Below are 25283 nucleotides of genomic sequence, written 5' to 3'. Positions count from 1 at the left end.
TCCCGGTTAGGCCGCGTTCACCGCCATGAGCTTCTCACCGTGCTCGATCACTTCCTCGATGCCGCCCTTCATGTAGAAGGCCTGCTCGGGCAGATGATCGAACTTGCCGTCGACGATCATGCGGAAGCTCTTGACCGTGTCCTCGAGCTTCACGTACTTGCCGGGCGAGCCGGTGAACGCTTCGGCGACGAAGAACGGCTGCGACAGGAAGCGCTGCAGCTTGCGTGCACGCGACACGGTGATCTTGTCCTCTTCGGACAGCTCGTCCATGCCGAGGATCGCGATGATGTCGGTGAGGTCCTTGTAACGCTGCAGAATCCGCTGCACCTGGCGGGCGACCGCGTAGTGCTCCTCGCCGACGATCTGCGGATCCAGAATGCGCGAGGTCGAGGCGAGCGGATCGACGGCGGGGTAGATGCCCATCTCGGCGATCGAGCGCTCCAGCACCGTGGTGGCGTCGAGATGCGCGAACGCGTTCGCGGGCGCCGGGTCGGTCAGGTCGTCGGCCGGCACGTAGATCGCCTGCACCGAAGTGATCGAGCCCTTCTTGGTCGTGGTGATGCGCTCCTGAAGAGCACCCATCTCGGTTGCGAGCGTCGGCTGGTAGCCGACGGCACTCGGCATGCGGCCGAGCAGCGCCGACACTTCGGAGCCGGCCTGCGTGAAGCGGAAGATGTTGTCCACGAAGAACAGCACGTCCTGGCCCTTCTCGTCGCGGAAGTACTCGGCCATCGTGACGCCCGTCAAGCCGACGCGCAGGCGCGCTCCCGGCGGCTCGTTCATCTGGCCGAACACCATCACGGTTTTCGCGATGACGCCCGACTCGGTCATTTCGCGATAGAGATCGTTGCCCTCGCGGGTGCGCTCGCCGACGCCCGCGAACACCGAGAAGCCGCCGTGCTCGGTCGCGATGTTGCGGATCAGCTCCTGGATCAGCACCGTCTTGCCGACGCCGGCGCCACCGAACAGACCGACCTTGCCGCCGCGCTGATAAGGCGCGAGCAAGTCGACGACCTTGATCCCGGTCTCGAAGATCTGCTTTTCGGTCGCCTGCTCGTCGAACGCCGGAGGCGAACGATGGATCGGGTAGCTCTTGTCGACCTTGACCGGTCCCTTGCCGTCGATCGGAAGCCCGAGCAGATTGAAGATGCGGCCCAGGCACGGCTCGCCGACCGGCACCGTGATCGGTGCGCCGGTGTCGTGAGCCGCCATGCCGCGCACCAGTCCGTCGGTCGAGCTCATGGCGATGCAGCGCACCACGTTGTCACCGACGTGCAGCGCCGCTTCGACCGTCACGTCGATGCCGCGCGCCTTGTCGGTGATCGTGATCGCGTCGAGGATGTTGGGCAGCTTGTCGGGATCGAACGCCACGTCGACCGTGGGTCCGATCACCTGGACGACTCGTCCGATGTTCATGCGTGACTCCCTTACTTGAGTGCTTCGACGCCGCCAACCAGCTCGGCGATTTCCTTCGTGATGGCCGCCTGGCGCAGCCGGTTGCGAGTCAGCGTGAGGCTGTCCACGAGTTCACCTGCGTTCTTGCGCGCGGAGCCCATCGCCACCATGCGTGCCGAGTACTCGCACGCCAGCGCGTCGGCCATGCCGGCGTAGAGCTTGGCGCTCGCATAACGCGGCAGCAGCTCGCCGAAGATGATCTCGGGGTCGGGCTCGAAGATGGTGCCGCGGTCCTGCGGGACCACCTGTGACTCGCTCGCGCCGACCGGCAGGAACACTTCGGTCACGATCTTGCGCGACAGCGCGTTCAGGAAGTGCGAGTACATCACTTCGACGCGATCGACCGTGCCGCTCGTGAAGTGTTCCGTCAGGTCCTGCATGATGCGCCGCGCGAATTCGAGGTTCGCTTCGCCCGGCAGGTCCGTGTAGGCGGCGAGAATCGGCCAGTTGCGGCGACGGAAGTAGTCGTTGCCCTTCTTGCCGATCAACACCAGCTGGATCGTGCCCGGCGCCGCGGCCCGCAGCCGCTGCTCGGTGGCGCGAATCAGGTTCGAGTTGTAGGCGCCACAGAATCCGCGCTGCGACGTCACCACCACCAGCGCGGTGGTCTTGACCTCGCGCACCTTGAACAGCGGGTGCTCGAGCTCCGACGCCGAGCCGGCGAGGTTCGCGAGCATCTCGGTGATCTTCGCCGCGTAGGGACTGGCAGCCTGAGCACGCTGTTGAGCACGCCGCAGCTTGGCGGCGGACACCATCTCCATCGCCTTGAAGATCTGCTGCATGTTCTTGGTGGCGCGGATGCGCCGTCTCAGGTCTTTGAGCGATGCCACGATCAGGCCTTGAACACGGTCTTGAACTGCTTGGCTGCGTCGTGCAGACGCTTCTGATCCTCGTCCGACATCGCACCCTTGGTGCGGATGTTGTGCGGGACCTCGGCGTAGTTCTTGTCGACGAACGCGAGGAACTCCTCCTCGAAGCGTCGCACCGCGAGGAGCGGCACGTCGTCGAGGTAGCCGTTCACGCCCGAGAAGATCGACACCACCTGGCGCTCGACCGCCATCGGAACGAACTGGCCCTGCTTGAGCAACTCGACCATGCGCTCGCCGCGCGTCAGCTGCGCCTGCGTCGACTTGTCGAGGTCGGAGCCGAACTGCGCGAACGCCGCGAGCGAACGGTACTGCGCGAGGTCGAGGCGCAGGCGTCCGGCAACCTGACGCATCGCCTTGATCTGTGCGTTGCCACCGACGCGCGACACCGAGATGCCGACGTTGATGGCGGGCCGCACACCCGAGTAGAAGAGATCCGACTCGAGGAAGATCTGGCCGTCGGTGATCGAGATCACGTTGGTCGGAATGTAGGCCGAGACATCGCCGGCCTGAGTTTCGATGAACGGCAGTGCCGTCAGCGAACCGGCGCCCTTCTCCTTCGAGAGCTTGCAGGCGCGCTCGAGCAGTCGCGAGTGCAGGTAGAACACGTCGCCGGGGTACGCCTCGCGACCCGGCGGACGGCGCAACAGCAGCGAGAGCTGGCGGTAAGCGGCCGCGTGCTTGGAAAGGTCGTCGTACACGCACAACACGTGGCCGCCGGCGTACGTGAACTCCTCGCCCATCGCCACACCCGCGTAGGGCGCGATGTACTGGAGCGGTGCGGGCTCCGAAGCCGAGGCGGTCACCACGATCGTGTATTCCATGGCGCCGTGCTTCTCGAGCGTCGACACCACGTTCGCGACGGTCGATTCCTTCTGACCGATCGCGACGTAGACGCACACCACGTCCTTGCCCTTCTGATGAATGATGGTGTCGAGCGCGATCGTGGTCTTGCCGGTCTGGCGGTCGCCGATGATCAGTTCGCGCTGTCCGCGGCCGATCGGGATCATCGCGTCGATCGCCTTGATGCCGGTCTGCAGCGGTTCGGTGACCGGCTGGCGCTCGATCACGCCGGGCGCGTTGAACTCGATGGTGCGGAACTTGTCCGAGCCGATCGGCCCCTTGCCGTCGACCGGCTGGCCGAGCGCGTTCACCACGCGGCCGATCATCGCCTTGCCGACCGGCACCGACGCGATGCGGTTGGTGCGCTCGACGCGGTCGCCTTCCTTGATGTTCTTGTCGGAGCCGAACAGCACCGCGCCGACGTTGTCTTCTTCGAGGTTCAGCACCATGCCCATCACGTCGCCCGGGAACTTGAGCAACTCACCGGCCATGGCGTCCTCGAGGCCCCACAGGCGGGCGATACCGTCGCCCACCGAGAGCACGGTGCCGACGCTCTTGGTTTCGAGCTTGGCCTCGTAGCGTTCGAGTTCCTGCGCGAGTATCGCGCTCACTTCTTCGGGTCGAAAGGACATGAGGTCGGACCTTCTCTATGGCTGAGTGTTGAGGACGTGGCTGACCATCAGACCGACGTCTCGAGCAGTCGTTGTTCCATGGCTTGAAGCAGAGTCGTGACACTGCGGTCGATCACGCGATCACCAATGCGGACCATCGCCCCGCCCACGAGGGATGCGTCCACTTCGGTCGCGAGGTTTATTTTGCCGCCCGTGAGCCGCTCCAGCTCGCGATGCAATCGCTGAATTTCCTCCGGCGTCAGCGGCACCGCACTCACGACCTGCGCGCGGCGGATGCCCTGCAGTTTCTCGACCAGCGCCTCGAAGCTCTGCGTGATGCCGGGAAGTTCGTTGAGGCGTTTCTTGCGCAGCAGCAGATCCACGAACACCACCACGGTCGGCAGCGCATGCGGCTTCAACACCTCGGCCAGCACCTTGCGCTTGTCGGCGAGCCGCACCAGCGGGCTCGCGAGCATGCTGCCCGACCGGGTCTCCGGGCCCAGCGTCGCCAGCACCGCCTTGAGATCCGCGAGCGAGCGCACCGTTTCGCTGCGCTTCTCGGTGATCAGCATCAGGGCACGTGCGTAGCGGCCGGCGACCGAGGATTCCTTCACTGGCGCGCTCCCACCTCGTCGATGAAGTCACCCGCGAGCTTGCGGTGCGTCGGCTCATCGAGCTTGGACCGCAGGATCTTCTCGGCGGCCCGCATCGCGAGGCTGATGGTCTGCTCCTTGAGGATTTCCTTGGCCCGCTCGCGCTCGCGCGAGATGTCGTCCTGCGCGCGCTCGAGTCGTGAAGCCGCTTCGGTCTGGGCCTGCGAGCGGATCTCGCCCGCCACCTTGTTGCCCTCGGCGACCGCGTCCTGCAGGCGCTGGCGCGCCTGCGCTTCGATGCCGCGCAGTTCGCCCTCGTACCTGGCCTTGAGCGCCTCGGCCGCCGCCTGACGTCGTTCGGCCTCGCCGAACTCCGCCGCGATGTCCGCGCGACGCTTGTCGAGGATCGCGAGCAGCGGCTTCCACGCATAGCGGCTCAGGACCCAGACCATCACGATGAAGCCTAAGGCCTGGGTGAGAACCAGCTTGAGATCGATCAATCCATTCATGACGTCTCCCCTCAACCGCCGATCTTCGACGAGAGGATGAACATGGTCACGAACGCGTAGATCGTGAGTGCTTCAGCGAACGCGCCGATGATGATCATCGCGAGCTGAATGCGTGCGGTCGCTTCGGGCTGACGGCCGATCGCCTGCATCGCGCCGTTGCCGATCATGCCGAGGCCGATCCCCGAACCGATGGCGGCGACGCCAATGCCGAGGGGAAGCGCAAATCCGAGTGCGGTCTGAAAATCCATGATCGTTCTCCTTCTCTCTTAGTGGGCGTGATGAGCTTCCGCCTCATGGCCGTGACCGTGATCGTCGTGCGGCAGCATGAGGAGGAGGTAAACCGTGCTGAGCATGGTGAAGACGAGCGCCTGAATGGTGCCCATCATGAGCGACAGAAACAGGAACGGCAGCTGGATCGGAAGGCCGAACGGCAGCCCGGTCGCGGCCAGCACCCCGACGCCGAGCGTCGTGAAGCCGACCAGCAGCATGTCCTCGCCGAAGATGTTGCCGAACAGTCGGCACGACAACGAGACCGGCTTGGCGAGTTCGCCGATCACGTGGATCGGCAGCATCAGCGGCACCAGCCCCCACTCGATCGCCGAGCGCGGGCTGCCCGCGAGGTGATGCAGGTAGCCGCCGAACCCGAGGGCGCGGACCGCGACGTACTGCACGTAGATCACCACCACCAGCGCGAGCGCCAGCGTGACGTTGAGATTCGAAGTCGGCGCTTCCATGAACGGCACCAGTCCGAACCAGTTCATCCACCAGATGTAGAGGAACAGCGAGCCCAGAAACGGCGTGAAGCGCTTGCCGTGCTCGGGTCCCAGGATGCCGACCACGAAGTTCTGCAGCGCCTCGACCAGCATCTCCACCACGTTGGCGAGGGGGCCCGGGATGCGCTGGTAGTTGCGCGCCGCGAGCAGCATCACGATGCACAGGAGGATCGCGACGGCACCCGAGAACAGCACCGGCTCGAAGGTGTGGATGAAGCGACCGACCGCGTTGCCGTGATTCGACTTCGCGAGCACGCTGAGCACGGTGTCGAACTTCTTGGGTCCCGCCGCGGGCACGTGTTCACCGGGTGCGGGCGCGTGTTCACCGGGTGCGGGCGCGCCATGCGCGGCCGGCGGTGCGGTCGTGGCCGAGTGTGCGCCGTGCTCCTGCGCATTCGCACGCGGCGCGTCGGGCCCGAAGCGCGACACCAATGCGATCGCACCGAGGGCGACCGCCAGTACCACCGCGCCGACCCAGCGGCCGCGGGTCATCGGCGCCCACGCCGGCGACTCGATGAGCATCGTCGAGGCGGCCTTGAGCACCATCACGACGAACGGCAGCGTGAAGCCGGCCGCGAGTGCCATGGGCGGGAGCTGAACGAGCAGCCACGCGCCGGCACCGAACCACGCGAGCGTCCCGACCATCGAGAGCACCACACGGCGCAGGGCCGTGGCACTCGAGCGCTCGGACACTCCGCGCACCAGATGCGCGAGCAATGACAGGTTGACGAGGCACCACGCGGTACCGGCGGCCACGCCGATTCCGTGGCGAAGATCCACGTAGACGGCAGTCGCCAGAGCGACCACGACGGCTGCCAGCAGGGAGCTGCGCCGGACGCGACTGAGGAATTCGAGGCCCATTCAGGAACGATCGCCGGACGTGCGGTCAGCGGCGACCATTGCCCTCCTCTTCGGATTGAACGCGACGGATGATCAGGTAGATCTCGCGCCCGGCGGCGAAGAAGCCCAATCCCACGCCGATCGCGGTGCACCACAGTCCGGAATTGAGCCACCGGTCCAGCGCCCTGCCCAGGAAGAGACCAACGAGGGGTGCGGCGATGAGCAGAGACGGGATGGCGAGCAGCATTCCAGCCGTGCGAAGACCCGCTTTATCCGCGTCCTTCGGGCCGGGAGATTTCATGCTGCGCACCCCGGTGAAAAGTTTCACAATGATTCCCCCAACCGACGCAATAGCAACGGTTGAGAGAGGCGGCGGGACCGTAAGGGAAGCACGGCATTCGGTCAAGCCCGAATCAGGTCGTCGAGCCTTCGCTTCAGCGCAACTCCCGCTTGCCGGGCTTGGGCGGCCGAGGCGGCTCGGCTATGGTGCCCTCCTATGAGCGGATTCGAAGTTCGTCACGTCGAGATTCATGTCTTTCGCCGGCCGCTGTCGAAATCGGCTAAAACGCCATCCGGCATAGAGTTTCTGTTACTTAGAAGGGCTGCCGGGCAGCCTCTGCCTGGCATCTGGCAACCGATCACCGGCTCGCTCCGCCGCGGCGAAGCGGCGTGGCGGGGAGCGGTTCGGGAAGTGCGCGAGGAAACCGGGCTCACGCCTCACCGTTGGTGGGCGCTCGAGCATCTGGTCGCGTTCTATGAGCCGCACACCGATCGGCTCGAGGCGCTGCCGATCTTCCTCGCCGAGGTCGGCCCGAGCGACTTGGTCACCCGCTCGCGCGAACACGACGCGCACCAGTTCCTGCCGCCGGCCCGCGCCGGCAAAACCGTGCACTGGCAGGCGCAGCGCGACGCCATGGAGGCGATCGATCGCGAGGTGTTCTTGCATCCGTCGTTCCGGCCGACTTCGAAGGTCACGCATCCGCGCGACATCACGACCTTGATCCACTCGACCCGGAGGAAGCGCTGATGGCGGCCAGCAACTCATTCGACGTCACGACCGGCGTCGACTTCATGGAAGTTCACAACGCGGTCGATCAGGCGACCAAAGAGATCACCCAGCGCTACGACTTCAAGGGCGTCAAGGTCGGCATCGAGCTGTCGCAGAAGGACAAGAACATCACCCTGATCGCGCCCGACGACTTCAAGATCAAGGCGGTCTGGGACGTGCTGCAGACCAAGATCGTGAGGCGGCAGGTGCCGCTCAAGAATCTGAAACCCGGCACCATCGAAGCCGCCGGCGGCAGCACGGTGCGGCAGGTGATCGAGATCCAGGATGGCCTCACCGCCGACATGGCCCGAGACGTCGCGCGCACTCTCAAAGACGCGAAGCTCAAGAAGGTTCAGGCGTCGATCCAGGGCGACACGGTGCGCGTCTCGTCGCCCGACCGCGACTCGCTTCAGGGCGTGATCGCGCTTCTCAAGCAGCAGGACTTCGGCGTCGAGCTCAAGTTCGGGAACTACCGCTCGAACTGAAGTCCTCCGCTACCGCAGTCGCGCGAAGCGCGCGACGCGGCGTTCGCCGGCGGTCTCGAGCACCGCGAAGTAGACGCCCGACGGCATCACGAACCCGGCCGACGCGCGGCCATCCCACGGCAGTTCGCTGCGACCGCGCGGCAATCGCCCCTCGTGCAGCAGCTGAATGCGTCGTCCCGAGACGTCCGCGATCCACAACCGCGCCTCGAGCGAGCGCGGCGTGTCCACGACCAGCCGCACGCCGCCCGCGCCCAGCACCGGAACCAGGCGCACGCCGGCGAGCGGCGGCTGCGGTACCGAGAGCGCGGTGTCGACGATCCACGGGTCGATCAGGTCGAAGTTCAGCGAGTCCTCCCACACGAACTCGAGGAACTCGATCCCGTCGACCGCCGAATTGGCGTGGTAGTAGAGCTCGTGCCCGTCGACGACGAGGTGCTCGGGACCGAAGCTTGGATCGGTGTTGTTGAACGGCACCTGTTCGTGCAGGAACTGCTGAGCGCTCCAGCCCGACGAGTCCGCGAGCGGATGCAATGCGGTCTGGATGCCGATCGGGTGCTTGTTCCAGGTGGTGTAGAGCAGGAACCACCGTCCCTGGTGCTCGAACACGTCGGGCGTCTCCGTGACGCTGCTCAGCGTGTAGCGCTGTGCGGTATTGAACAACGGTCCCGCGCCGGTCCACTGCGTGAGGTCGCCGGTCGAGCGCGCGGCGCCGATCAGCAGCTCGCCCGGGGCGTCGCGATGACGCGCGGTGTAGTACATGATCCAGTGTCCGGCCGAATCCGGATCGGGCATCACGTAGGGATCGCGAAAGTCGCCGGCACCCTCCATCGACGGGATGCAGTAAGTCCACGGGACATCGAGGCACTCCAGCACCGGCTCGGGGAGTCGCGTCCAGTTGACGAGGTCGGGCGAGGTCGCAACGCCGATGCGCTGGTGATGGATCCAGTCCGGCGGCGAGTGCGTGATCCCGGTGTAGAACATGTAGTAGAGCGTGTCGGTCTCGACGATGTGAGGCGCCCAGATCTGGTGGTTGTCCCACTCGGTCGCGCGCGGCGGGATCTCCGGCGCCCATTCGACCCAGTTGTAGAGGTCGCCCGAGACCGCATGCCCGAGTTCGGTCCAGGTCGAATCGAACGGGGCGGTCGGAATGCCGCGCGTGTAGTAGAGGTGGAAGAGTCCCTGGCGCCGTACCAGCGTCGCTTCCTTGGGGCGCCAGGGCGGCGTCGGCACGAAGTAGGACGCGTGCGACTCGCGGACCACAGGCGGAGCAGCGAGCGAGCCTGCGAGACACGCGGCGGCTACCGCACACAAGCCGGCCACCACACGGAACGGGCGTTTCGCCGGGCGGACTTTCATGACCGGAGAGTGTACCCCCGCGCCCCTCAGACCCCGTACTGAGGTGCCGGCTTGCCCTGGAGCCAGCGGTCGAACCACGCCCGGATGTGCTCCTGGTTCTGCACCCGCCGAGTAGGCATGCCGCTACGCGACAGCTCGTGGTTCTCGCCCGGGAACCGCACCATCACGCAGGTCTTACGTTGCTGAAGGAGTGCCCGGAACATGGTCTCCCCCTGCCCGATCGGCGTGCGCCAGTCTTCCTCGCTGTGGATCACCATGAGCGGCGTCTGGATGCGGTCGGCCATCATGTAGGGCGAGCGGTCGAGATACTCCTTCGGGTCCTCGTGCGGCTGGCGCCTGAACCAGTACGGCATGAACAGCGCGAAGTCGCTGCTGTAGACCATCGAGATCCAGTCCGCCACGCACCGCTGGGTGACGGCGGCCGCGAAGCGCTGGTCGTGCGCGATGATCCAGTTGGTCAGCAGCCCGCCACCGCTCCCGCCGGTCACGCCGAGTCGCTTCACGTCGATCGAGCCGCGCTTCACCACTTCGTCAACGCCCAGCAGCAGATCCTGCACGTCGTCGCCCGGGTAGCGGTACTGGATGCAGTCGGCGAATGATTCGCCATAGGACGTGCTGCCGCGCGGATTGGTGTAGAGCACCACGTAGCCGGCACCCGCCAGCACCTGGAACTCGTGGAAGAACGCGACGCCGTAGGCGGTGTGCGGACCGCCGTGAATTTCGAGCACCAGCGGGTAACTGCCCTTCGGATCGAAATCCGGTGGACGCACCATCCAGCCCTGGATCTGCTTGCCGTCGAAGCTCGGGTACCAGATCTCTTCGATCGCGCCGAGCGCGATCTCGGCGAGCCAGTCCTGGTTCGGCGCATAGAGCGTGCGCAGCTCGCCGTTGGCGGTGTCGAAGATCGCAAGGTCGCCCGGCGTCGTCGGGCTGCCGACCGTGAGCGCCCAGCGCCGGCCGTCGGGGGTCGCGCTACCAACCGAGATGTCGCGCTGAATCGGCGTCAGCTCGCGCACTTCGCCGCTCGCCAGATCGACGCGCACCAGCATGGCGCCACCGTGTCGCGAAGCGAGGGTCAGGATCACGCGACCGTTCTCGGCGAACGCGAACGGAACCCCGCCGCCGCCACGCGGCGGATGCTGATCCGCGGACAGCGTTTCCCCCATGGCGTGGTCGCGGGTCGCGTTGACGCGCCGCACCTTGCGCAATGGCGACGCACCCTCGGAGAGCAGCACGTCCATCTGGTCGTAGCTCGCGAAGCGTGACGAGTCGAGCAGCTTGCCGATGGTTGCGATCGCGCCGTCCTCGCGCTCGGCCCACGCGATCACCGTGCCCGAGTAGTCCGCAACCAGCTCGAGCGCCTCGCCCGTCGTCGGTGACTCGAGTTCCGGCGACACCGAGTAGAGGCGCGCCTCCTCGTGCCCGAACCACGGCTCGGCGCGACGATCGGCCGCGAACATCACGCGGCGACCATCGCGGGACCAGCGCGGAGCGCCCGCCGCGAACTCGCCGCGCGTGAGCTGTCGCGGCGATCCGCCGGCGGCGGGGATCACCCACAACTGGTCGAGGTGTTCCAAGTCGACGAAGCCCTGATCGTTCCAGCGGAACACCGGCTTCTGAACGATGCGGGCCGGCTCGTGCTTGGGCTTGTTCTTGGTCTTCTCGGGCGTGTCGATCTCGGGGTTCGTTCCGCTCGTGAACGCGATGCGCGTGCCGTCGGGCGACCACGCGGGTGCACCGGCGCCCTTTTCGAGCGTGGTCAGGCACTGCGCTTCGCCGCCCGCCATCGGCAGCACGTGCAGCTGCGGCGGCTGATCGCCCGCGGTCTTGCGCACGAACGCGAGTCGCGTGCCGTCGGGCGACCAGCGCGGCTGGCTGTCCCACTTGCCCGACGTGAGTGCTCGCGCGCCGCCGGTCTTCGCGTCGGCGATCCACACCGCGGTCTGATAGTCGTCGCTCTCGCGATCCACCCACACGCGGGTGAACGCGACACGCGCGCCATCGGGCGAGATCTGCGGATCGGCGACCCACACGAAGCGCAGCAGATCGTCCTCGCGCATCGGACGGCGAGCGCCGGTCGCGTTGGGCGCCCGGGCGGCGTCGGGAATGGAAGCGGTTTCGGGCGTCATGACGGAGGCTCCAATTCGGTCGGGGGGACCGTGCGGTCGAGCGTGCGACTGAACAGCTCGAGCAGGGCGGCCGGAAGCGTAGCGAATGCATGCGGCGCATGCACGCGTTCGAATCGACCATGAGCGTCGCGCCCCCAGGGCCCCAGCGTCACCACGTTCAGGTCGAGTGCGGTCGCCGCATCGATCGGAAGCCGATACTCGGCGCCGAGCGCCGGCAGCCACTCGGCCAGCCGTGCGGCCGGGGCATCTCGCCATGCCACATAGGACGCGTCGGTGATATGCGGATACACCCCGCGCACGGCGAGATCGTGCCGCTCGGCCACCTCCCGCGCGATGCGCGCGATGGGTGCCTCGCGCGCGGCCGCCGCCGGGTAGTAGGGCGGCGCCAACGCCAGCACCACCGCCGGACCACTGAGCTGAGCGAGCCGCGCCAGCGTGCGCACGCGCACCAGCGTGGATTCGCGAACGTCGGCACCTCGCGCGATGGCATCGGCCGCCGCACGCTCGGCCGTCTCACGCGCCGCCGGCCCCGCCCGTTCGGCAAGCTCTGCGTAGCTGAGCACGCGCGGCGTCGCGAGCTCTCGTGCACGCTCGGCGGGCGCCAGTCGCGCAGCCAGCTCGCGCATCGAGCGCGCGTGCGAGGCGAGTGTTTCCGACACGCTGCGCTTGAGCACGCGGATCCACTCCGAGAGCGACCGACCGCGCGTGAGCAGGTTGACCTCGGCCACCGCTTCAAGGGCTGTCTGCACGTCGTAGGCGTCTTTCAAGTCGCGCAGGCGCAACACCACCGGCGGCACGCCGCGGGAATCCGCATCGAGGTCGGCGAGCGCCGGGTCGAGCGTGAGTTGCGACACGATCGCCGCCGCCAGCTGGGTCGCGTCGACGCCGCGAAACGGCTCGCTTGCGTGAGTCGGATCGCCGAGCACCCAGAGTTGCAGCAGCAGCTTGCCTGCCACGCCAAAGTGAATCGCGGGTTCCTCGGCGTAGTCCAGATTGATCGCGCCCTCGAACGCGAGGCCCTGCGCGTCGCGCAGTTCGAGGATGCGCGGCACCGCCGCGAGCATGCCGACCGAGTGCACTTCCTCGTCGGGACAGCTCACGAACAGCACGCTGCCCGCGGGCCCGCCGTCACGCGTCGCGTAGGCTCTCAGCGCTTCGACCCCTGCGGCGAGCCCGCTCTTCATGTCGAGCGCACCGCGTCCGAACATCCAGGTGCCGGGTGTCGAGCGCTCCTGCTCGAGGTCGGCGCGCAGGTGATCGGGCAACGACTCGCTGGACCCGGCCGCGAGCGTCAGGAGCCGCTCTCGCAGGCGCTCCGGATCGAACGCGAGCCGCGCGTCGCCGGCCGAATCGAGCGCCGCGTATTCGCCCACCGCCACGGTGTCGTGGTGCCCGAGGCACACCAGCGTTCGCGACGAGCCCCCGCGCACCAGCGCCCAGGTGATCTCGCGACCATCGGCGAGGCCCCATGTTCCGGTCTCGGCGAAGCTCGCGAGTTCGGCGCGCAGCGCCGCGCCGCACGCGTTCTCGGCGATCGCATCCGGACTCACGCTCGAGCTTGCCACCAGTCGATGCGTGAGGTCTCGAACGCGAGCGGGATCGATGGAGTCGGCCATGCGGCCGGACGGTAGTCGAGGACTAGCGGGGCGACAACGCCACGGCCGGCGCACGCCTTGCGGTGCGCAGCGGTGTGCCGAAGTGCTCGGCGAGCACCCGATGCCGGTGCGCGAAGATGCGCTCCACGTCGGGGCGCACGAATCGGTCGTGCAGCGGCCGCGACAGCGGATCGAGAGGCAACGCGTAATCGACTCGATCGGCGACGCGGGTACCACCCGGCACGGGCTCGAAGGTGTGTTCGTGGACCCAGCGCGCGTAGGGCCCCGAAAGCTGCCGATCGACGAAACGGCGGCCCGGCTCCCATGCATCGATGCGCGACACCCAGCGCATTGGGAAGCCATGAAGGCTCAGCGCGTAGGTGATCTCGGTGCCGACTCCCATCGAGATCGGCTGCGGCGTCACGATGCGAAAGCGCAAGAACTCGGGCGTGATGCGCTCGAGGTTGCGGGCATCCGCGAAGAACGCGAACACTTCGTCGACGCCGCGCGGAAAGATCTGGAGCGTTTCGAGCCGATGCATTCGCATGTGCGCTCAGATGCCGCCGCAAGCGTGCGGGATTCGCGCCGATTCGGCCTAGCGGCGAATCGCGTTGCGCGGACGGTCGAGCGCGATCACCAGACGCGGCTGCAGCAGCGTGCCGCTCGAGCACCCGAAACCTTCCGCCGGCTGTCCGTCGACCAGACGCGCCTCGGGGGCGTCGAGGCGCAGGCGAATGATCTCGAGGCGTCTCGCACCGCACGGCACCGCGGCGAGGCGGAATGCACGCGGAGCGCCCATGAACATCTCGAGGGTGTCGGCGGGCGTGGCGCGACCCGCGAGCCTCACCACCACGCGCTCGGGTTCGAGCAACACCATTCGCGGAGCGATCTCGACCGTGCCCGCCATGCGACACGAGCAGCCGTCGGCGACCGGCGGCTCGGTTCGCGGCGGCTCAGTCCGAGCGACCGGCGTGGGTGGCGCGGCGATCGGCTTCTCGACTCTCGGCTTCGCAACCCGCGCCGGCTTCTCCTCGCGCGGTGGCTTCGCCTTCTCGACTCGCTCGGCCCGCGCCGCCTTCGATGCTTCGTTGCGCTTCACCCGTGCCTCGGCCTGCGCAACTCGCTGCGCTTCCTTCGCGGCCTTCGCCGCATCCGCTTCGTCGTTGCGCAGTTGCTCGAGTCGCGCGACGGAGTCCTCGCGAGCCTGCTTCGCCATGCGAAAGTCCGCCCAGCGCAGCGAGTCGCGGCGCGCGGACTCACGACGCTTGAGCGTGTTCGCGGTTCGAGTCGAGTCGATGCGCTCGCGCTCGAGCCGGCGGATCAGCGCCGGGTCCGCATTGCGAGGCGCATCGCGACGCACCCCCCAGACCGCGCGCAACGAGTCCTCGCGCGCCGCCACCGCTTCGCGCCACTGCATGCGCTCGAGCGAATCGCGCCGCGAGCGCTCGGCGCGTTCACTGTTCGCTCGCTCGCGCACCGTGCGCTCGCGCTCGACCACCACGCGCTGCAGCGAGTCGACGCGCGGGCGCACGGTGCGCGAGCGCTCGGCGCGTTCACTGTTCGCTCGCTCGCGCACCGTGCGCTCGCGCTCGACCACCACGCGCTGCAGCGAGTCGACGCGCGGGCGCACGGCAACGGGCTTGACGAGCGTCGAATCGTTTCCGGGCGCACCTTCCAGCGTGAGCGTCGCGCTGTGAGTGAGGATCGGCGGCGGCGGAACACCCGCGCGCTCGCCCGCCAGCGCAGTGAAGCGCACCTCGTCGAGCACCAGAGAGACGCCGGTCGCCACCGCACGCGCCGCCACCGCCGCGAGGCGCGAGTCGTTGGAGCGTGCGATCAGCCGACGACCGCCTCCGACCTCGGTGACCGTCAGCGAGAGTCCGAGCGCCGGCTCGCGATCGCCGTACACCGGGCGCCAGCCCCTGGCGGCGGCGTCGAGCTGAAGTCGCAGCGTGTCGCGCGACAGTCTGGCGAGGGTCGGCAGCGCGATGCGGATCGTGAAGCGCCCCTGCGCGTCGGCGCTCACCGAAGCGCTGCGACCATTTCGCAGCGTGATGCGCGCACGCGGCACCGGAGCGCCGTCGGGGCGCAGCACCGTGCCGTGCACCTCGACCTGCGGAGCGGCGATCGCGTCACGTGCCGCCAGCATTGCCGGCAGCAGCGCGAGCGCACACAGCGTGGCCCGGATCGCAGCGAAGCGCGGCATCGCGGGGGCTCGAGTCATGGGGTCGCGGCTCGGCTTCAACCGCGCGCGATCTCCTCATAGAGGTAGGCGACGCTGCGGGTGCCGCCGTGGAACGAAGTGAGCGAGAACTTCTCGTTCGGAGCGTGCACGTTGTCGTCGTCCAGGCCGAAGCCGATCAGGATCGCGGGGATCCCGAAGATGCGCTGGAAGCTCGCGATCACCGGGATCGAGCCGCCCTCGCGGATCATGACCGCCGGCTTGGTCCACGCGCGGTCGAGTGCGCGACGCGCGCACTGCAGCATCGGATCGTCGTACGACGTGACCCACGGCTGAGCGCCGTGCAGGTCGAGCACCTTCACCGTCACGCCGGGCGGGGCGAGCTTCTTCACGTAGGCTTCGAAGCGCTTGAAGAGTTCGACCGGATCCTGGTCCGGCACCAGGCGCATCGAGACCTTCGCGGCCGCGAACGACGGCAGCACGGTCTTGCTGCCTTCGCCGATGTAGCCGCTCCACATGCCGTTCACGTCGAGCGTCGGGCGCACGCTGATGCGTTCGACGGTGCTGAATCCGCGCTCGCCGAACGCAATGGGCGAGCCGCTCTCGGCGATGAAGCCCGCCTCATCGAACGGCGTCGAGCGCAGCAGTTCGCGCTCGGCCGCGTCCAGCGCGCGCACCTGCTCGTAGAAACCCGGCACCGTGATGCGACCTTCGCCGTCTTTGAGCGCCGCGATGATCATGGCGAGCGCGTTGGCGGGATTCTGCACCGCACCGCCGAAGTGTCCGGAGTGCAGATCGTGCGTCGGGCCCGTGACCTCGATCTGGGTATAGAGGATGCCGCGCAACCCGTAGGTCAGCGCCGGCTGATCGGGGCCGCGCATCGCCGTATCGCTCACCACCAGCACATCGGCCGCGAGCCGCACCTTGTTCGCCTCGAGGTAGGCATCGAGGTGCTCGCTGCCGACTTCTTCCTCTCCCTCGATCACGACCTTCAGGTTGACCGGCAGCTTCCCGTTCACCTTGAAGTGAGCCTCGATCGCCTTCAGGTGCATGTAGACCTGACCCTTGTCGTCGACCGCGCCGCGCGCGAACAACTTGCCGTCGCGCACTTCGGGGTCAAACGGGGTGGTCTTCCAGAGCTCGAGCGGTTCCGGTGGCTGAACGTCATAGTGGCCGTACAGCACGACCGTTTTGGCGCCCGGCGCCCCGAGCCACTCGGCGTAGACGATCGGATGCCCGGCGGTCGGAACCACCTCGGCGTGCGTCATGCCGATCGACCTGAGGTGGTCGGCCAGGAAACGGGCGCAGCGCACGCAATCGTCGCGGTGCGCCGGTTGCGCGCTCACGCTGGGGATTCGCAGGCATTCCTTCAAATCCTCGACGAAGCGCTCGCGGTTCTGTTCGAGATAAGTAGTGAGGGCGTCCATCGAGAGGGCTCCGAGAGTGGGAATCATTCGCGAGAAAGCGGGCACCTTAGCACAGGCGCCATCCGCGATTGACGCGGGTGGAATGCCTGCACGACGATGCGGCGCGATGATCCCCTCGACTGAACCACCTGCGTCGCGGCTCACGCTGCGCCTGCTTCCGGAACGCCTCGCGGTCTGCCGCCTGGCGCCGGACGACTCGTTTCCCGCCTGGGTGCTGCATTCCGAGGCCACCGTGTGGTCGGTCACTCGCACGCCAGACGAGCTTTCGATCGTGTGCGACGACGGAGCGGTGCCACCTTCGGTCGCAAAGGTCGAGCGGCCGTGGCGAGCGTTCGTCATCGAGGGCCAGGTGCCGTTCGAAACCACCGGCGTCATCGCGGGGCTCACGGCACCACTCGCCGCGGCAGGACTGCCGGTGTTCGTGCTCTCGACCTTCGACACCGACTACCTGCTGGTGATGGAGCGTTACTTCGAGCGCGCCTCGGCGTGCCTGCGCGAGCACTTCGAGGTGCGGTAGCGACGCGCCACCGCACCTCGAGCGCCTGAAGCTAGAGACCGCCGAGCTGAATGGAGCGAGTCGCCGTCTGGGTGCCGCGCGTCACGGTGACCGTCACCGTGGCCGACTGAGAATTGAGGATCGTGCGAGTCGCGGTGCTGGGGTTCACGTTCGCCGCACTCGACAGCGTGGCGTTGGACCACGAAAAATTGTGGGTCCCCGTTCCGCCCGATGCGGTCGCGACCAGGTAGTAGGTGGTCTTGCTTCCCTGCGGGACCGTGTGATCGATCACGAGGTTGACGCTGAGCGGAGGTGGCGGCGGAGGCGGCGTGGCGCATGCTGCGTTCGGCCATCCGCCGACCCATTGCATGTCTGCGCCGATGGTGCAGCCGTTGGGTTTCCAGACCGGCGGGCTCGAATTGTTCGACAAACCCCACACATCGTCGTTGGCGATTGCGTTTCCGATCGAGCCGATCACGAACGCCGACTTGCCCCAGCTCTGGAACGTGAAGACGTACTGAACGTCGGGCTCCAGCGTGACCTGGGCTCCACCGTCCGCGCTGTTGAAGCTCACGAGCAGGTTGCTGCCGCAGTATCCCGGATTGGCGGCAAGGCTCATCACCGTCGTGATCAGGGCGCCGGTCGAACACTTGCGGATCTCGACGTTCTGCTGGCCGATGCCTGCGATGCCCAGCTCCCAGCCGTGTGCCTGTGCTGCATGCGGAGCGAGGGCCGCGGCGACCACGGCCGCGACTGCGATGAGAAACCGCTTCGTTGCTCTCATGCCTGCCTCCTGTTCCCCGGTCGGGGATCGGCGCCGCGCCGGAACGGTGCACGGCACGACGCCATGGTGCGCGCTTGAGATTGCGGCGCGCAATGTCGAAACTGCCGGCATGAGTTCCCCCCTTTCCCCCGCCGATCACTCGCAGCTCGCGGCACTCGGAATCAGCGCGGCCGAGGCCGAACGCCAGCTCGCACTGCTGGCACGCGGCGAAGCGTGGACAACGCTCGAACGGCCGTGCACGCGAGGCGACGGGATCGAAGTGCTCGATGACGCGACGCGCGAACGGGCGCTGGCCGCGCATGCGCATGCCGCCTCGGAGGGTCGCGCGCAGTGGTTCGTGCCGGCTTCGGGTGCCGCGAGTCGCATGTTCAAGGAGCTGATGCAGGTGCAGGCCGAGCGCCGCCCCGACTCGCCGGCCGAACTCGACGCGCAGGCCGCCTCGGGCAAGCCCGAAGCGAAGGCGCTGCGTGCGTTTCTGGATGGACTCCCTCGCTTCGCGTTTCGCGAAGCGCTTGCGGAGACTCTCGCTCAGATGACGCCCGGCGCGTCACTCGAAGCTCACGCGCGATCGGGGCCATTCGCGCCGATCCTCGCGGCGCTGCTCGACGCTCGCGCGCTCGACTACGCGAATCGCCCCAAAGGCGTGCTGCCGTTCCATCGCGAGGGCGCGGAGATCCGCACCGCATTCGAAGCTCAGCTCATCGAGGCCGGGCTGGTGGTGCGCGCCGCATCGAAGCGCTGCTGCCTGCACGCCACCGTGTCGCCACAGCATCGGACGCTGTTCGAGGCGCTGCTGGCGCAGGTTCGGGCGCGCGTCGAGGCGCGCATCGAGGCGCCGCTCGAGGTGCGCTTCTCGTCTCAACATCCCGCCACCGACACGCTCGCGGCAGATGCCGATGGCCAGCCCTTTCGCGACGCCGACGGCCACCTGACGCTGCGTCCCGCCGGGCACGGCGCGCTGATCGCCAATCTGGCGGAATGCGGCGCCGACCTGGTGCTCATCAAGAACATCGACAACGTCGCGCATGCACGCGTTCGGGAACCGAGCCTCGAGTGGGCGCGCGTACTGCTGGGCCTTGCCGCCGAGACCGAGTCGCGCGTGCAGGAGCTGGTGCGACGGCTCGATGCGTCGGCCGACGCGGCGGACGAAGCGCTCGCGTTCGTGCGCGAAGTGCTCAATCGCCCGGCAGTGATCAGCGGCGACGCGGAGTCTCGACGGCGTGACGCTCGCGCGGCGCTCGCCCGCCCGCTGCGCATCTGCGGCATGGTGCCGAATACCGGCGAGCCGGGCGGCGGCCCGTTCTGGGTACGCGGCCGCGACGGCGCGCTGTCACCGCAGATCGTTGAGAGCGCGCAGGTCAATATGCGGGTGCCGGCGCAACGCGCGGCGTTCGAAGCCGGGACGCACTTCAATCCGGTGTTTCTCGCCTGCGGGCTGCGAAGCGCCACGGGCCAGCCCTACGACCTGAACGCGTTCGTGGACCCCGACGCGATCATTCTGACTCGCAAGTCGGCAGGTGGCCGCGAGCTGCGCGTGCTCGAACGCCCGGGACTCTGGAACGGCGCGATGGCGCACTGGAACACGCGCTTCATCGAAGTGCCGCTCGAGGTGTTCAACCCGGTCAAGACCGTGCTCGATCTGTTGCGCCCCGCGCATCAGCCGGACTGAGCGCAACCGCTCGAAACATAGCGATTGAGCAGCCTCGAGCCGCGGAGTAGCTTCGGCCGCGGCCGAAGGTGCTGCCTATCGCTGCGTTCCATGACCGAACGAGCAGGAATTGAACCCCGTTCACCAGGAGGTCGCTCATGTCCCGGATGTCGGCGTGGTTTCGCCTCACCGTTCTCGCAAGCGCCCTCGCGGCGCTGCTGACTCCAGGCGTGTGTCTCGCCGCGTGGCCGAACGATCCGGCATCACCGCTCACGATTTATTCGGCAGCGAGCCAGCGATTCACGACCGCTTCGATCGCCGACGGCGCCGGCGGCTACTACCTGGTGTGGTCAGACGAGCGGTCGGGGAACAGCGATGTCTACGCGCAGCGGATCGATGCGAACGGCACGCTGCTGTGGAACGCGAACGGCCTGCCGATCGCCACCGGCTCGCCCTCTCAGTTCAATGGAACGCTCGTCGCGGACGGCACCGGCGGCGTCATCGTCGCGTGGGCGCAAAATGTCGCCGGCGTCGACGCGATCTTTGCGCAGCGACTCAACTCCGCCGGCACCGCACTGTGGACGGCGGGCGGCGTGCGCGTTGCCACGCAGCCAAACTCGCAGTCCACGCGCTTCGGCCTGGTCCCGGACGGCACCGGCGGTGCGATGTTCGCCTGGACCTACAACTTCTCGATCGGCGACACCGACGCCTACGCGCAGCGACTCAATGCTTCAGGGGTGCTGCAGTGGGGTGCGAGCGGCCTGGCGGTCGCCTCAAACACGTCGATTCAGGACCAGGTCGTCGCGGCCACTGACGGCGTGGGCGGCATGTGGATTCTGTGGCGCGACCTGACCGTGGCGAACGACAATCTCTACAAACAGCGGTTGAACTCAGCGGGCGTTGCTCAGTTTGCTGCGGGGGGCGACGTCGCCGAGCTCTTCGCCGCTGGCCTGATTCAGCAGCTCAACGCGATTCCCGACGGCGTCGGCGGCGTGATCGCGGTGTGGACTCAGGTGCAGGGCGCGTCGAGCGAGATCAACAGCACGCACGTCTATCCCTCGGGCGGATTCGTGATTCGCAATCTATCGGGAGCCGCCCCCGACGAGCAGAACTCCGCCATCGTGGTGTCGGACGGAGCGGGTGGTGCGTTCGTGTTCTGGTACGACCTGCGCACCGACGTCCAGGGCGACGTGTACGGCTCACACCTGCTGCTCAACGGCATGATCGATCCTCAATGGCCGTCGTCAGGACTTGCGATCGTGGCCACGTTCGCGTTCTACCAGATTCCCGCGACGGCGACGCCGGACGGCCAGGGGGGCGCGATCGTCCTGTGGCACGAGTTCTCGGGTGGCGCTGGAGCCACCGTGAAGGCGATGCGACTCAAGGCCAACGGCACACGCCCCTCGGGCTGGAACGCCACCGGCAACATGGTGTGCGCGAAGCCGGGCGCAGTGAACTCGGCGGTGGTGGCGCCGACCGGGCAGAGCGGCATGTTCGCGAGCTGGTTCGACGTGACGAACTCGCCGACCTACACGATCAGCGCCCAGCGCATCGATCAGTTCGGACAGATCGGGCAGTCCGAGCCTCGCATCGTGAACGCACGCGATGTGCCGAACGATCAGGGCGGACAGGTCCGGGTGAGCTGGAACGCGAGCCCGCTCGAGAACTCGGTGGATCCGCTGGTGCGCGGGTACCAGGTGTGGCGGCAGGTACCGCCCAACATCGCGCTGGCGGCCAAGCGAGCAGGCCGCGCGAGTCTGTTGCGCGAGATCGGTACGGGCGTGAACGCGACCTACTGGGAGTACGCGGGCGGTGTCGCGGCCCAGCACTTCGCGGGCTACAGCATGACCGTGGACACCGAGAGCGATTCGATCGCGGGATCGAACCCGCGCACACAGCTACTCGTGGAAGCGGTGGACTACTTCAACGCGCCGGGCCCGATGGTGCCTGACGTGTACTGGTTCTCGAACCAGGACTCGGCCTACTCGGTGGACAACCTCCCGCCAACCATTCCGAGCGGCTTCGCGGGAACCTGGTCGAGCGGCGGCTCTACGCTGTTGTGGAACGCGAACGGCGAAGCGGACCTCGCGAACTATCGCCTGTATCGCGGCGCTTCGCCCAGCTTCGTGCCGTCGATCGCGAATCGCATCGCATCGCCCACGCAGAGCTGGTACATCGATGCGGGCGCGAGCCCGTTCTGGTACCGCGTGTCGGCAGTGGACATCCATGGCAACGAAAGTGGGACAGCGCTGGTGCTGCCGGCGGGGACGACCGCGGTGGGCGATGACTTGCCGCGCGAAGTCGCGTTCGCGATCACGTCCGGGAATCCTTCACGTGCAGGCATCGCGATGCGAGTGGAACTGCCGAGTGCGGCGCGCGTGGATGCCGCGATCTACGACGCGAGCGGGCGACTGGTGCGTGAACTTGCGCGCGAGACGATGGCAGCGGGGCGCTGGCCTCTGACGTGGCGCGGGGATGCTTCGGATGGAAGCCGAGTCGGAGCAGGTGTGTACTTCGTTCGGACGATCGTCGGCGATCGCGCGTTTTCGAAGCGCGTCGTGTTGATGCCTTAGGGGGACAACGTGAACATCAAGGGAGAGCTGATTCCGGAGTTCGATCAGGAGATGGCGACCACGCGGCGGCTGCTCGAACGCGTGCCGAGCGACAAGGGTGAGTGGAAGCCGCACACGAAGTCGTTCTCGCTCGCACACCTGGCGCAGCTCGTGTCGAACATGCCGGGCTGGCTCGTCAACATCGTGCATGAGACGTCGCTCGACCTGTCGAAGGCGCCCAAGTACAGCAACGAGACCACCCAGACGCTGCTCGCCAGCTTCGATCGCAACGTGGCGGAGGCGAAGGCCGCGCTGATGGCAGCGAGCGAGGCAGACCTCGCCGTGGGCTGGTCGCTCACCATGGGCGAGAGGGTGCTGATGACGATGCCGCGATCCGTGGTGGTGCGACAGACGATCAACCATCTCGTGCATCACCGCGCGCAGCTCACCGTGTACTTCCGGCTGCTCGACGTGCCGGTGCCCTCGATTTACGGGCCGACGGCGGATGAGGGGTGGGGCGGGTAAGAGTCACAACCGCGCGCGAATTCCTTGAGTTCTGTAGAAATTCGCCTTTGAGGCGATGCGGGCGAGCCGTAACATTTCAGGTCGATCACGCTTCTCGGAAATCAACCCCTCCGATCGAGACGGCCCGCATGCGAATCCCACTGGCATTCCGACTCGTCTGCATCGCGTCGGCTCTCGCGGTCATGGCCCCGGCCGCCCATGCGACCTGGCCCGAGCAAGGCGCGAAAGTCGGCGACGGAGCCGGTCTCCAGTACTCGACGGTGATCTGCGCCGACCCCGCGGGTGGCGTGCTCGTATCGTGGGTGAGCTTGAGCGACACGGAATTCGCGACCTACGTCACTCGCTACGATTCGGGAGGGAACCTCGCAGCCGGCTGGCCTACGAGTGGCGTCCGCGTCGGGGACGGCGGCGTTTCGCCGCAGCCGTTGTTCTACTTGTGGCGCGACCACTCGATCGCGTCGGACGGAGCAGGCGGCGCCTTCGTGTTGTGGCCCGCCTTCAGCGGCTTTCGCGTCGCTCACGTCACCGCGAATGGCCAGCTCGACTCCAATTGGCCGGCCGGTGGGCTGCGTCCGGCGCCCGAGCCGATCACCATTTGGAGTGCAACGATTCTCGCGGACGGTGCCGGCGGAGTTTTCGTCGCATGGTCGGATGCTCGGGACGGCTGGAGACACGTGCGCGTTCATCGACTTCAAGTCGACGGTTCACCGTATCCCGGCTGGCCCACCGATGGTGTTCTGACAAAGACTGGATTCAACGAGCAGGACAAACCCGTGCTGTCGCTCGACGGTTCCGGCGGCGTGTGGGTGGGTTGGTCGGATGACGGTACAGCGGCGGCCTCTCGGGCTCAGTCGCTGAGCGTCCAAACGTACCTGCGAGTTCTTCAGCACGTCACTGCCGCTGGTGTGGTTGATCCACTCGTTCCGGCCAGCGGGATCGGCGTCGGCGGCTTCGACGTCTATCCAGAGTTCGGGATGGTCGGAGACGAATCGGGCGGCGTCTTCGTGCTTTGGGACGGAAGCGATCAGCCGCATGCTCGGGCCGGGAGTTTCGTTCAGAGACTTGGTCCGACGGGGACTCCGTCCAGCGGTTGGCCGGCGCTCGGGAATCTCTACTCGACAAGTGGGAATTCGCTCCATGGTCAATGGTCGGCAGCCGACGGACTCGGCGGCGTGCTGACCGCATGGAACGTCTACGTTCCGGGCGCCGGGCACGAGGATGTGCGTGTGCAGCGCATTCGCCCCGACGCGACGATTCCGCCGGGCTGGGATCCACTCGGGGTTCGTGTGGGTGCTGCGCTCGCGAATGGCGACCTGCCGCTCACGGTCACGGATGGATCGGGCGGGGCCATGGTGGTGTGGTCCGACTCCTCGTTGACGCCCGGAGAAACCGATCTGTTCGCACAGCGAGTCGATGCGGGCGGCTCACTCTGGCCAATCAGCGGTTCGGACCGACTCGCCGTGTGCACCGCGCCCGGCTTTCAGGGCGGCTCGCGCCTCGAACCTGCGGGCCCGGGAAGTGCGTACGTGAGTTGGGTCGACACGCGCTCGGACCAGGGCGATGTGTACGTCCGGAAGATTTCGATCGGGGAGTCACCCACCGCGACGATGCTCGTGCGCTTCGACGCCGAGCCGATCGAAGCTGGCATTCGCGTGTCGTGGGAGTTCTCGGGCCCCTCGCCATTTTCAGAGGTCGAGCTTTTCCGAGCGTCGAATGCGACCGGTCCGTGGACACCGGTCACCGCCGCGATTCGTCGCGAGGCCGGCGTGAGTGTGGCGGAGGATCACTCGATCGAGGCCGGGAACCCGTGGTGGTATCGCCTCGAAGCTCTCTCGCCTGACGGCGAACGCATGGCGTTCGGGCCGATCGTGGTCGAAGCTCATCCGCGACTTCAGGACGGCCTGACCGCCGTATCGCCTAATCCGTCCCGCGGACCCGTGACGATTCAATTCGCCCTCACTGCTCCGACCGAGGTGAGACTGAGCATTCTCGACCTCGCCGGTCGCGAGATCGCGAACCTCGCCGAGGGTCGCCACGAACGCGGGAGCTATCAGTTGAATTGGGACGGGCGGGCGAAACACGACCGGGTTCCGGCCGGTATCTACTTCGTTCGGTATTCAACTCCCGAGCGAATTACGACGCGCCGTCTCGCGATTGCGCGCTGAGGGAGCCGCGGGAGGCGAACGTCACTCACGAGAGTTCGCTCGACGTGTCGAAGGCGCCCAAGTACAGCAACGAGACCACCCAGCGGCTGCTCGCCAGCTTCGATCGCAACGTGGCGGAAGCGAAGGTCGCGCTGATGAAAGCGAGTGAGGCGGATCTCGCCGTGGGCTGGTCGCTCACCATGGGCGAGAAGGTGTTGATGACGATGTGGCGATCCGTGGTCGTGCGGCAGACCATCAACCGCCTCGTGCATCACAGCGCGCAGCTCACCGTGTAGTTAGCGTAACGTCGCTTCTGTAAATTCATATTTCCTGCATGAGCGGCCGCCGGGAGTTGCAACGGCGGGCCGCGTCGGCTCTCCTCGTCGATGTCCTGGAAGACGTCAACGAAGGAGGAAGCGATG

General features: G+C 67.1%; 23 protein-coding genes. 8 read left to right on the top strand and 15 right to left on the bottom strand.

The features are described from left to right. Nucleotides 1–6: 6 nt before the first annotated feature. From atpD to HOP12_03445, 8 genes are read right to left on the bottom strand one after another with little or no spacing between them, the layout of a single operon-like run. Nucleotides 7–1416 (bottom strand): F0F1 ATP synthase subunit beta, encoded by a 1410-nt coding sequence (atpD, locus tag HOP12_03480; GenBank protein NOT33212.1) that lies wholly within the window; start codon nucleotides 1414–1416, stop codon nucleotides 7–9. A gap of 11 nt (nucleotides 1417–1427) precedes the next feature. Then, nucleotides 1428–2285: an ATP synthase F1 subunit gamma gene (gene atpG / locus HOP12_03475; protein NOT33211.1), complete on the bottom strand. Its 858-nt coding sequence runs from the start codon at nucleotides 2283–2285 to the stop codon at nucleotides 1428–1430. Between the two features lie 2 nt (nucleotides 2286–2287). After that, nucleotides 2288–3796 carry a F0F1 ATP synthase subunit alpha gene (locus tag HOP12_03470; GenBank protein ID NOT33210.1) on the bottom strand — a complete coding sequence of 503 codons (1509 nt, stop codon included), beginning with the start codon at nucleotides 3794–3796 and terminating at the stop codon, nucleotides 2288–2290. 47 nt (nucleotides 3797–3843) lie between these two features. Continuing rightward, a complete protein-coding gene (gene atpH / locus HOP12_03465; protein NOT33209.1) occupies nucleotides 3844–4389 on the bottom strand; it encodes an ATP synthase F1 subunit delta in 546 nt (181 codons plus the stop codon). Beyond that, nucleotides 4386–4877 (bottom strand): F0F1 ATP synthase subunit B, encoded by a 492-nt coding sequence (gene atpF / locus HOP12_03460; GenBank protein NOT33208.1) that lies wholly within the window; start codon nucleotides 4875–4877, stop codon nucleotides 4386–4388. Before atpF ends, atpH begins: the two co-directional genes overlap by 4 nt. 11 nt (nucleotides 4878–4888) lie before the next feature. Further along, nucleotides 4889–5125 carry an ATP synthase F0 subunit C gene (locus tag HOP12_03455; protein NOT33207.1) on the bottom strand — a complete coding sequence of 79 codons (237 nt, stop codon included), beginning with the start codon at nucleotides 5123–5125 and terminating at the stop codon, nucleotides 4889–4891. 18 nt (nucleotides 5126–5143) lie between these two features. Further along, entirely contained in the window at nucleotides 5144–6511 is a 1368-nt protein-coding gene (atpB, locus tag HOP12_03450; GenBank protein ID NOT33206.1) for a F0F1 ATP synthase subunit A, read from the bottom strand. 25 nt (nucleotides 6512–6536) lie between these two features. Continuing rightward, nucleotides 6537–6818, bottom strand: a complete 282-nt coding sequence (locus HOP12_03445) for an AtpZ/AtpI family protein (protein ID NOT33205.1) — start codon at nucleotides 6816–6818, stop codon at nucleotides 6537–6539. 168 nt (nucleotides 6819–6986) lie between these two features. Here HOP12_03445 and HOP12_03440 point away from each other — a divergent pair, with 168 nt between their 5' ends. Together HOP12_03440 and HOP12_03435 are read left to right on the top strand one after the other, a co-directional pair. Then, a complete protein-coding gene (locus HOP12_03440; protein NOT33204.1) occupies nucleotides 6987–7517 on the top strand; it encodes an NUDIX domain-containing protein in 531 nt (176 codons plus the stop codon). After that, nucleotides 7517–8023 (top strand): YajQ family cyclic di-GMP-binding protein, encoded by a 507-nt coding sequence (locus HOP12_03435; protein NOT33203.1) that lies wholly within the window; start codon nucleotides 7517–7519, stop codon nucleotides 8021–8023. The genes HOP12_03440 and HOP12_03435 overlap by 1 nt, the downstream gene beginning before the upstream one ends. 9 nt (nucleotides 8024–8032) lie before the next feature. On the opposite strand, the gene HOP12_03430 is transcribed toward HOP12_03435, so the two are convergent. From HOP12_03430 to HOP12_03405, 6 genes are all read right to left on the bottom strand, one after another. Then, nucleotides 8033–9253 (bottom strand): hypothetical protein, encoded by a 1221-nt coding sequence (locus tag HOP12_03430; GenBank protein ID NOT33202.1) that lies wholly within the window; start codon nucleotides 9251–9253, stop codon nucleotides 8033–8035. Between the two features lie 152 nt (nucleotides 9254–9405). Beyond that, nucleotides 9406–11508 carry a S9 family peptidase gene (locus tag HOP12_03425; GenBank protein NOT33201.1) on the bottom strand — a complete coding sequence of 701 codons (2103 nt, stop codon included), beginning with the start codon at nucleotides 11506–11508 and terminating at the stop codon, nucleotides 9406–9408. After that, complete coding sequence (locus HOP12_03420) at nucleotides 11505–13124, bottom strand: M20/M25/M40 family metallo-hydrolase (protein ID NOT33200.1); 1620 nt, start codon at nucleotides 13122–13124, stop codon at nucleotides 11505–11507. Before HOP12_03420 ends, HOP12_03425 begins: the two co-directional genes overlap by 4 nt. A 22-nt stretch (nucleotides 13125–13146) precedes the next feature. Then, nucleotides 13147–13650, bottom strand: coding sequence for an SRPBCC family protein (locus HOP12_03415; GenBank protein ID NOT33199.1), 504 nt, complete (start codon nucleotides 13648–13650; stop codon nucleotides 13147–13149). A gap of 48 nt (nucleotides 13651–13698) precedes the next feature. Further along, on the bottom strand, nucleotides 13699–15327 hold the full coding sequence (locus HOP12_03410; GenBank protein ID NOT33198.1) for a hypothetical protein: 1629 nt from the start codon (nucleotides 15325–15327) through the stop codon (nucleotides 13699–13701). A 17-nt stretch (nucleotides 15328–15344) separates the two neighbouring features. Beyond that, nucleotides 15345–16712, bottom strand: a complete 1368-nt coding sequence (locus tag HOP12_03405) for a dipeptidase (GenBank protein ID NOT33197.1) — start codon at nucleotides 16710–16712, stop codon at nucleotides 15345–15347. 106 nt (nucleotides 16713–16818) lie between these two features. Between HOP12_03405 and HOP12_03400 the strand changes: the two genes are divergently transcribed. Further along, on the top strand, nucleotides 16819–17229 hold the full coding sequence (locus tag HOP12_03400) for an ACT domain-containing protein (protein NOT33196.1): 411 nt from the start codon (nucleotides 16819–16821) through the stop codon (nucleotides 17227–17229). 31 nt (nucleotides 17230–17260) lie between these two features. On the opposite strand, the gene HOP12_03395 is transcribed toward HOP12_03400, so the two are convergent. Beyond that, nucleotides 17261–17992: a hypothetical protein gene (locus tag HOP12_03395; protein ID NOT33195.1), complete on the bottom strand. Its 732-nt coding sequence runs from the start codon at nucleotides 17990–17992 to the stop codon at nucleotides 17261–17263. 109 nt (nucleotides 17993–18101) lie between these two features. Here HOP12_03395 and HOP12_03390 point away from each other — a divergent pair, with 109 nt between their 5' ends. The 5 genes from HOP12_03390 (at nucleotide 18102) to HOP12_03370 (ending at nucleotide 25157) form a co-directional block, all read left to right on the top strand. Continuing rightward, nucleotides 18102–19661 carry a DUF4301 family protein gene (locus HOP12_03390; GenBank protein NOT33194.1) on the top strand — a complete coding sequence of 520 codons (1560 nt, stop codon included), beginning with the start codon at nucleotides 18102–18104 and terminating at the stop codon, nucleotides 19659–19661. A gap of 137 nt (nucleotides 19662–19798) precedes the next feature. Further along, the gene (locus tag HOP12_03385) at nucleotides 19799–22213 is read left to right on the top strand and encodes a hypothetical protein (GenBank protein ID NOT33193.1); all 2415 of its coding nucleotides are present in this window, start codon (nucleotides 19799–19801) and stop codon (nucleotides 22211–22213) included. A 9-nt stretch (nucleotides 22214–22222) separates the two neighbouring features. Further along, nucleotides 22223–22717 carry a hypothetical protein gene (locus HOP12_03380; GenBank protein ID NOT33192.1) on the top strand — a complete coding sequence of 165 codons (495 nt, stop codon included), beginning with the start codon at nucleotides 22223–22225 and terminating at the stop codon, nucleotides 22715–22717. 128 nt (nucleotides 22718–22845) lie between these two features. Then, complete coding sequence (locus tag HOP12_03375) at nucleotides 22846–24882, top strand: T9SS type A sorting domain-containing protein (GenBank protein ID NOT33191.1); 2037 nt, start codon at nucleotides 22846–22848, stop codon at nucleotides 24880–24882. A 44-nt stretch (nucleotides 24883–24926) separates the two neighbouring features. After that, a complete protein-coding gene (locus HOP12_03370) occupies nucleotides 24927–25157 on the top strand; it encodes a hypothetical protein (protein ID NOT33190.1) in 231 nt (76 codons plus the stop codon). Nucleotides 25158–25283: the final 126 nt, after the last annotated feature.

It is taken from the genome of Candidatus Eisenbacteria bacterium, assembly GCA_013140805.1.
In the GTDB taxonomy this organism is placed as follows: Bacteria; Eisenbacteria; RBG-16-71-46; order RBG-16-71-46; family RBG-16-71-46; genus JABFRW01.
Note: the sequence above shows the minus strand (reverse complement) of the source record. Positions and strands in the feature narration are given on the sequence as shown.

Excerpts from the sequence above, each read along its gene's own strand:
- atpD (NOT33212.1), bottom strand. The coding sequence starts at position 1,416 with ATGAACATCGGACGAGTCGTCCAGGTGATCGGACCCACGGTCGACGTG.
- HOP12_03470 (NOT33210.1), bottom strand. The coding sequence starts at position 3,796 with ATGTCCTTTCGACCCGAAGAAGTGAGCGCGATACTCGCGCAGGAACTC.
- atpF (NOT33208.1), bottom strand. The coding sequence starts at position 4,877 with ATGAATGGATTGATCGATCTCAAGCTGGTTCTCACCCAGGCCTTAGGC.
- HOP12_03455 (NOT33207.1), bottom strand. The coding sequence starts at position 5,125 with ATGGATTTTCAGACCGCACTCGGATTTGCGCTTCCCCTCGGCATTGGC.
- atpB (NOT33206.1), bottom strand. The coding sequence starts at position 6,511 with ATGGGCCTCGAATTCCTCAGTCGCGTCCGGCGCAGCTCCCTGCTGGCA.
- HOP12_03440 (NOT33204.1), top strand. The coding sequence starts at position 6,987 with ATGAGCGGATTCGAAGTTCGTCACGTCGAGATTCATGTCTTTCGCCGG.
- HOP12_03435 (NOT33203.1), top strand. The coding sequence starts at position 7,517 with ATGGCGGCCAGCAACTCATTCGACGTCACGACCGGCGTCGACTTCATG.
- HOP12_03425 (NOT33201.1), bottom strand. The coding sequence starts at position 11,508 with ATGACGCCCGAAACCGCTTCCATTCCCGACGCCGCCCGGGCGCCCAAC.
- HOP12_03420 (NOT33200.1), bottom strand. The coding sequence starts at position 13,124 with ATGGCCGACTCCATCGATCCCGCTCGCGTTCGAGACCTCACGCATCGA.
- HOP12_03415 (NOT33199.1), bottom strand. The coding sequence starts at position 13,650 with ATGCGAATGCATCGGCTCGAAACGCTCCAGATCTTTCCGCGCGGCGTC.
- HOP12_03410 (NOT33198.1), bottom strand. The coding sequence starts at position 15,327 with ATGACTCGAGCCCCCGCGATGCCGCGCTTCGCTGCGATCCGGGCCACG.
- HOP12_03405 (NOT33197.1), bottom strand. The coding sequence starts at position 16,712 with ATGGACGCCCTCACTACTTATCTCGAACAGAACCGCGAGCGCTTCGTC.
- HOP12_03400 (NOT33196.1), top strand. The coding sequence starts at position 16,819 with ATGATCCCCTCGACTGAACCACCTGCGTCGCGGCTCACGCTGCGCCTG.
- HOP12_03395 (NOT33195.1), bottom strand. The coding sequence starts at position 17,992 with ATGAGAGCAACGAAGCGGTTTCTCATCGCAGTCGCGGCCGTGGTCGCC.
- HOP12_03390 (NOT33194.1), top strand. The coding sequence starts at position 18,102 with ATGAGTTCCCCCCTTTCCCCCGCCGATCACTCGCAGCTCGCGGCACTC.
- HOP12_03385 (NOT33193.1), top strand. The coding sequence starts at position 19,799 with ATGTCCCGGATGTCGGCGTGGTTTCGCCTCACCGTTCTCGCAAGCGCC.
- HOP12_03375 (NOT33191.1), top strand. The coding sequence starts at position 22,846 with ATGCGAATCCCACTGGCATTCCGACTCGTCTGCATCGCGTCGGCTCTC.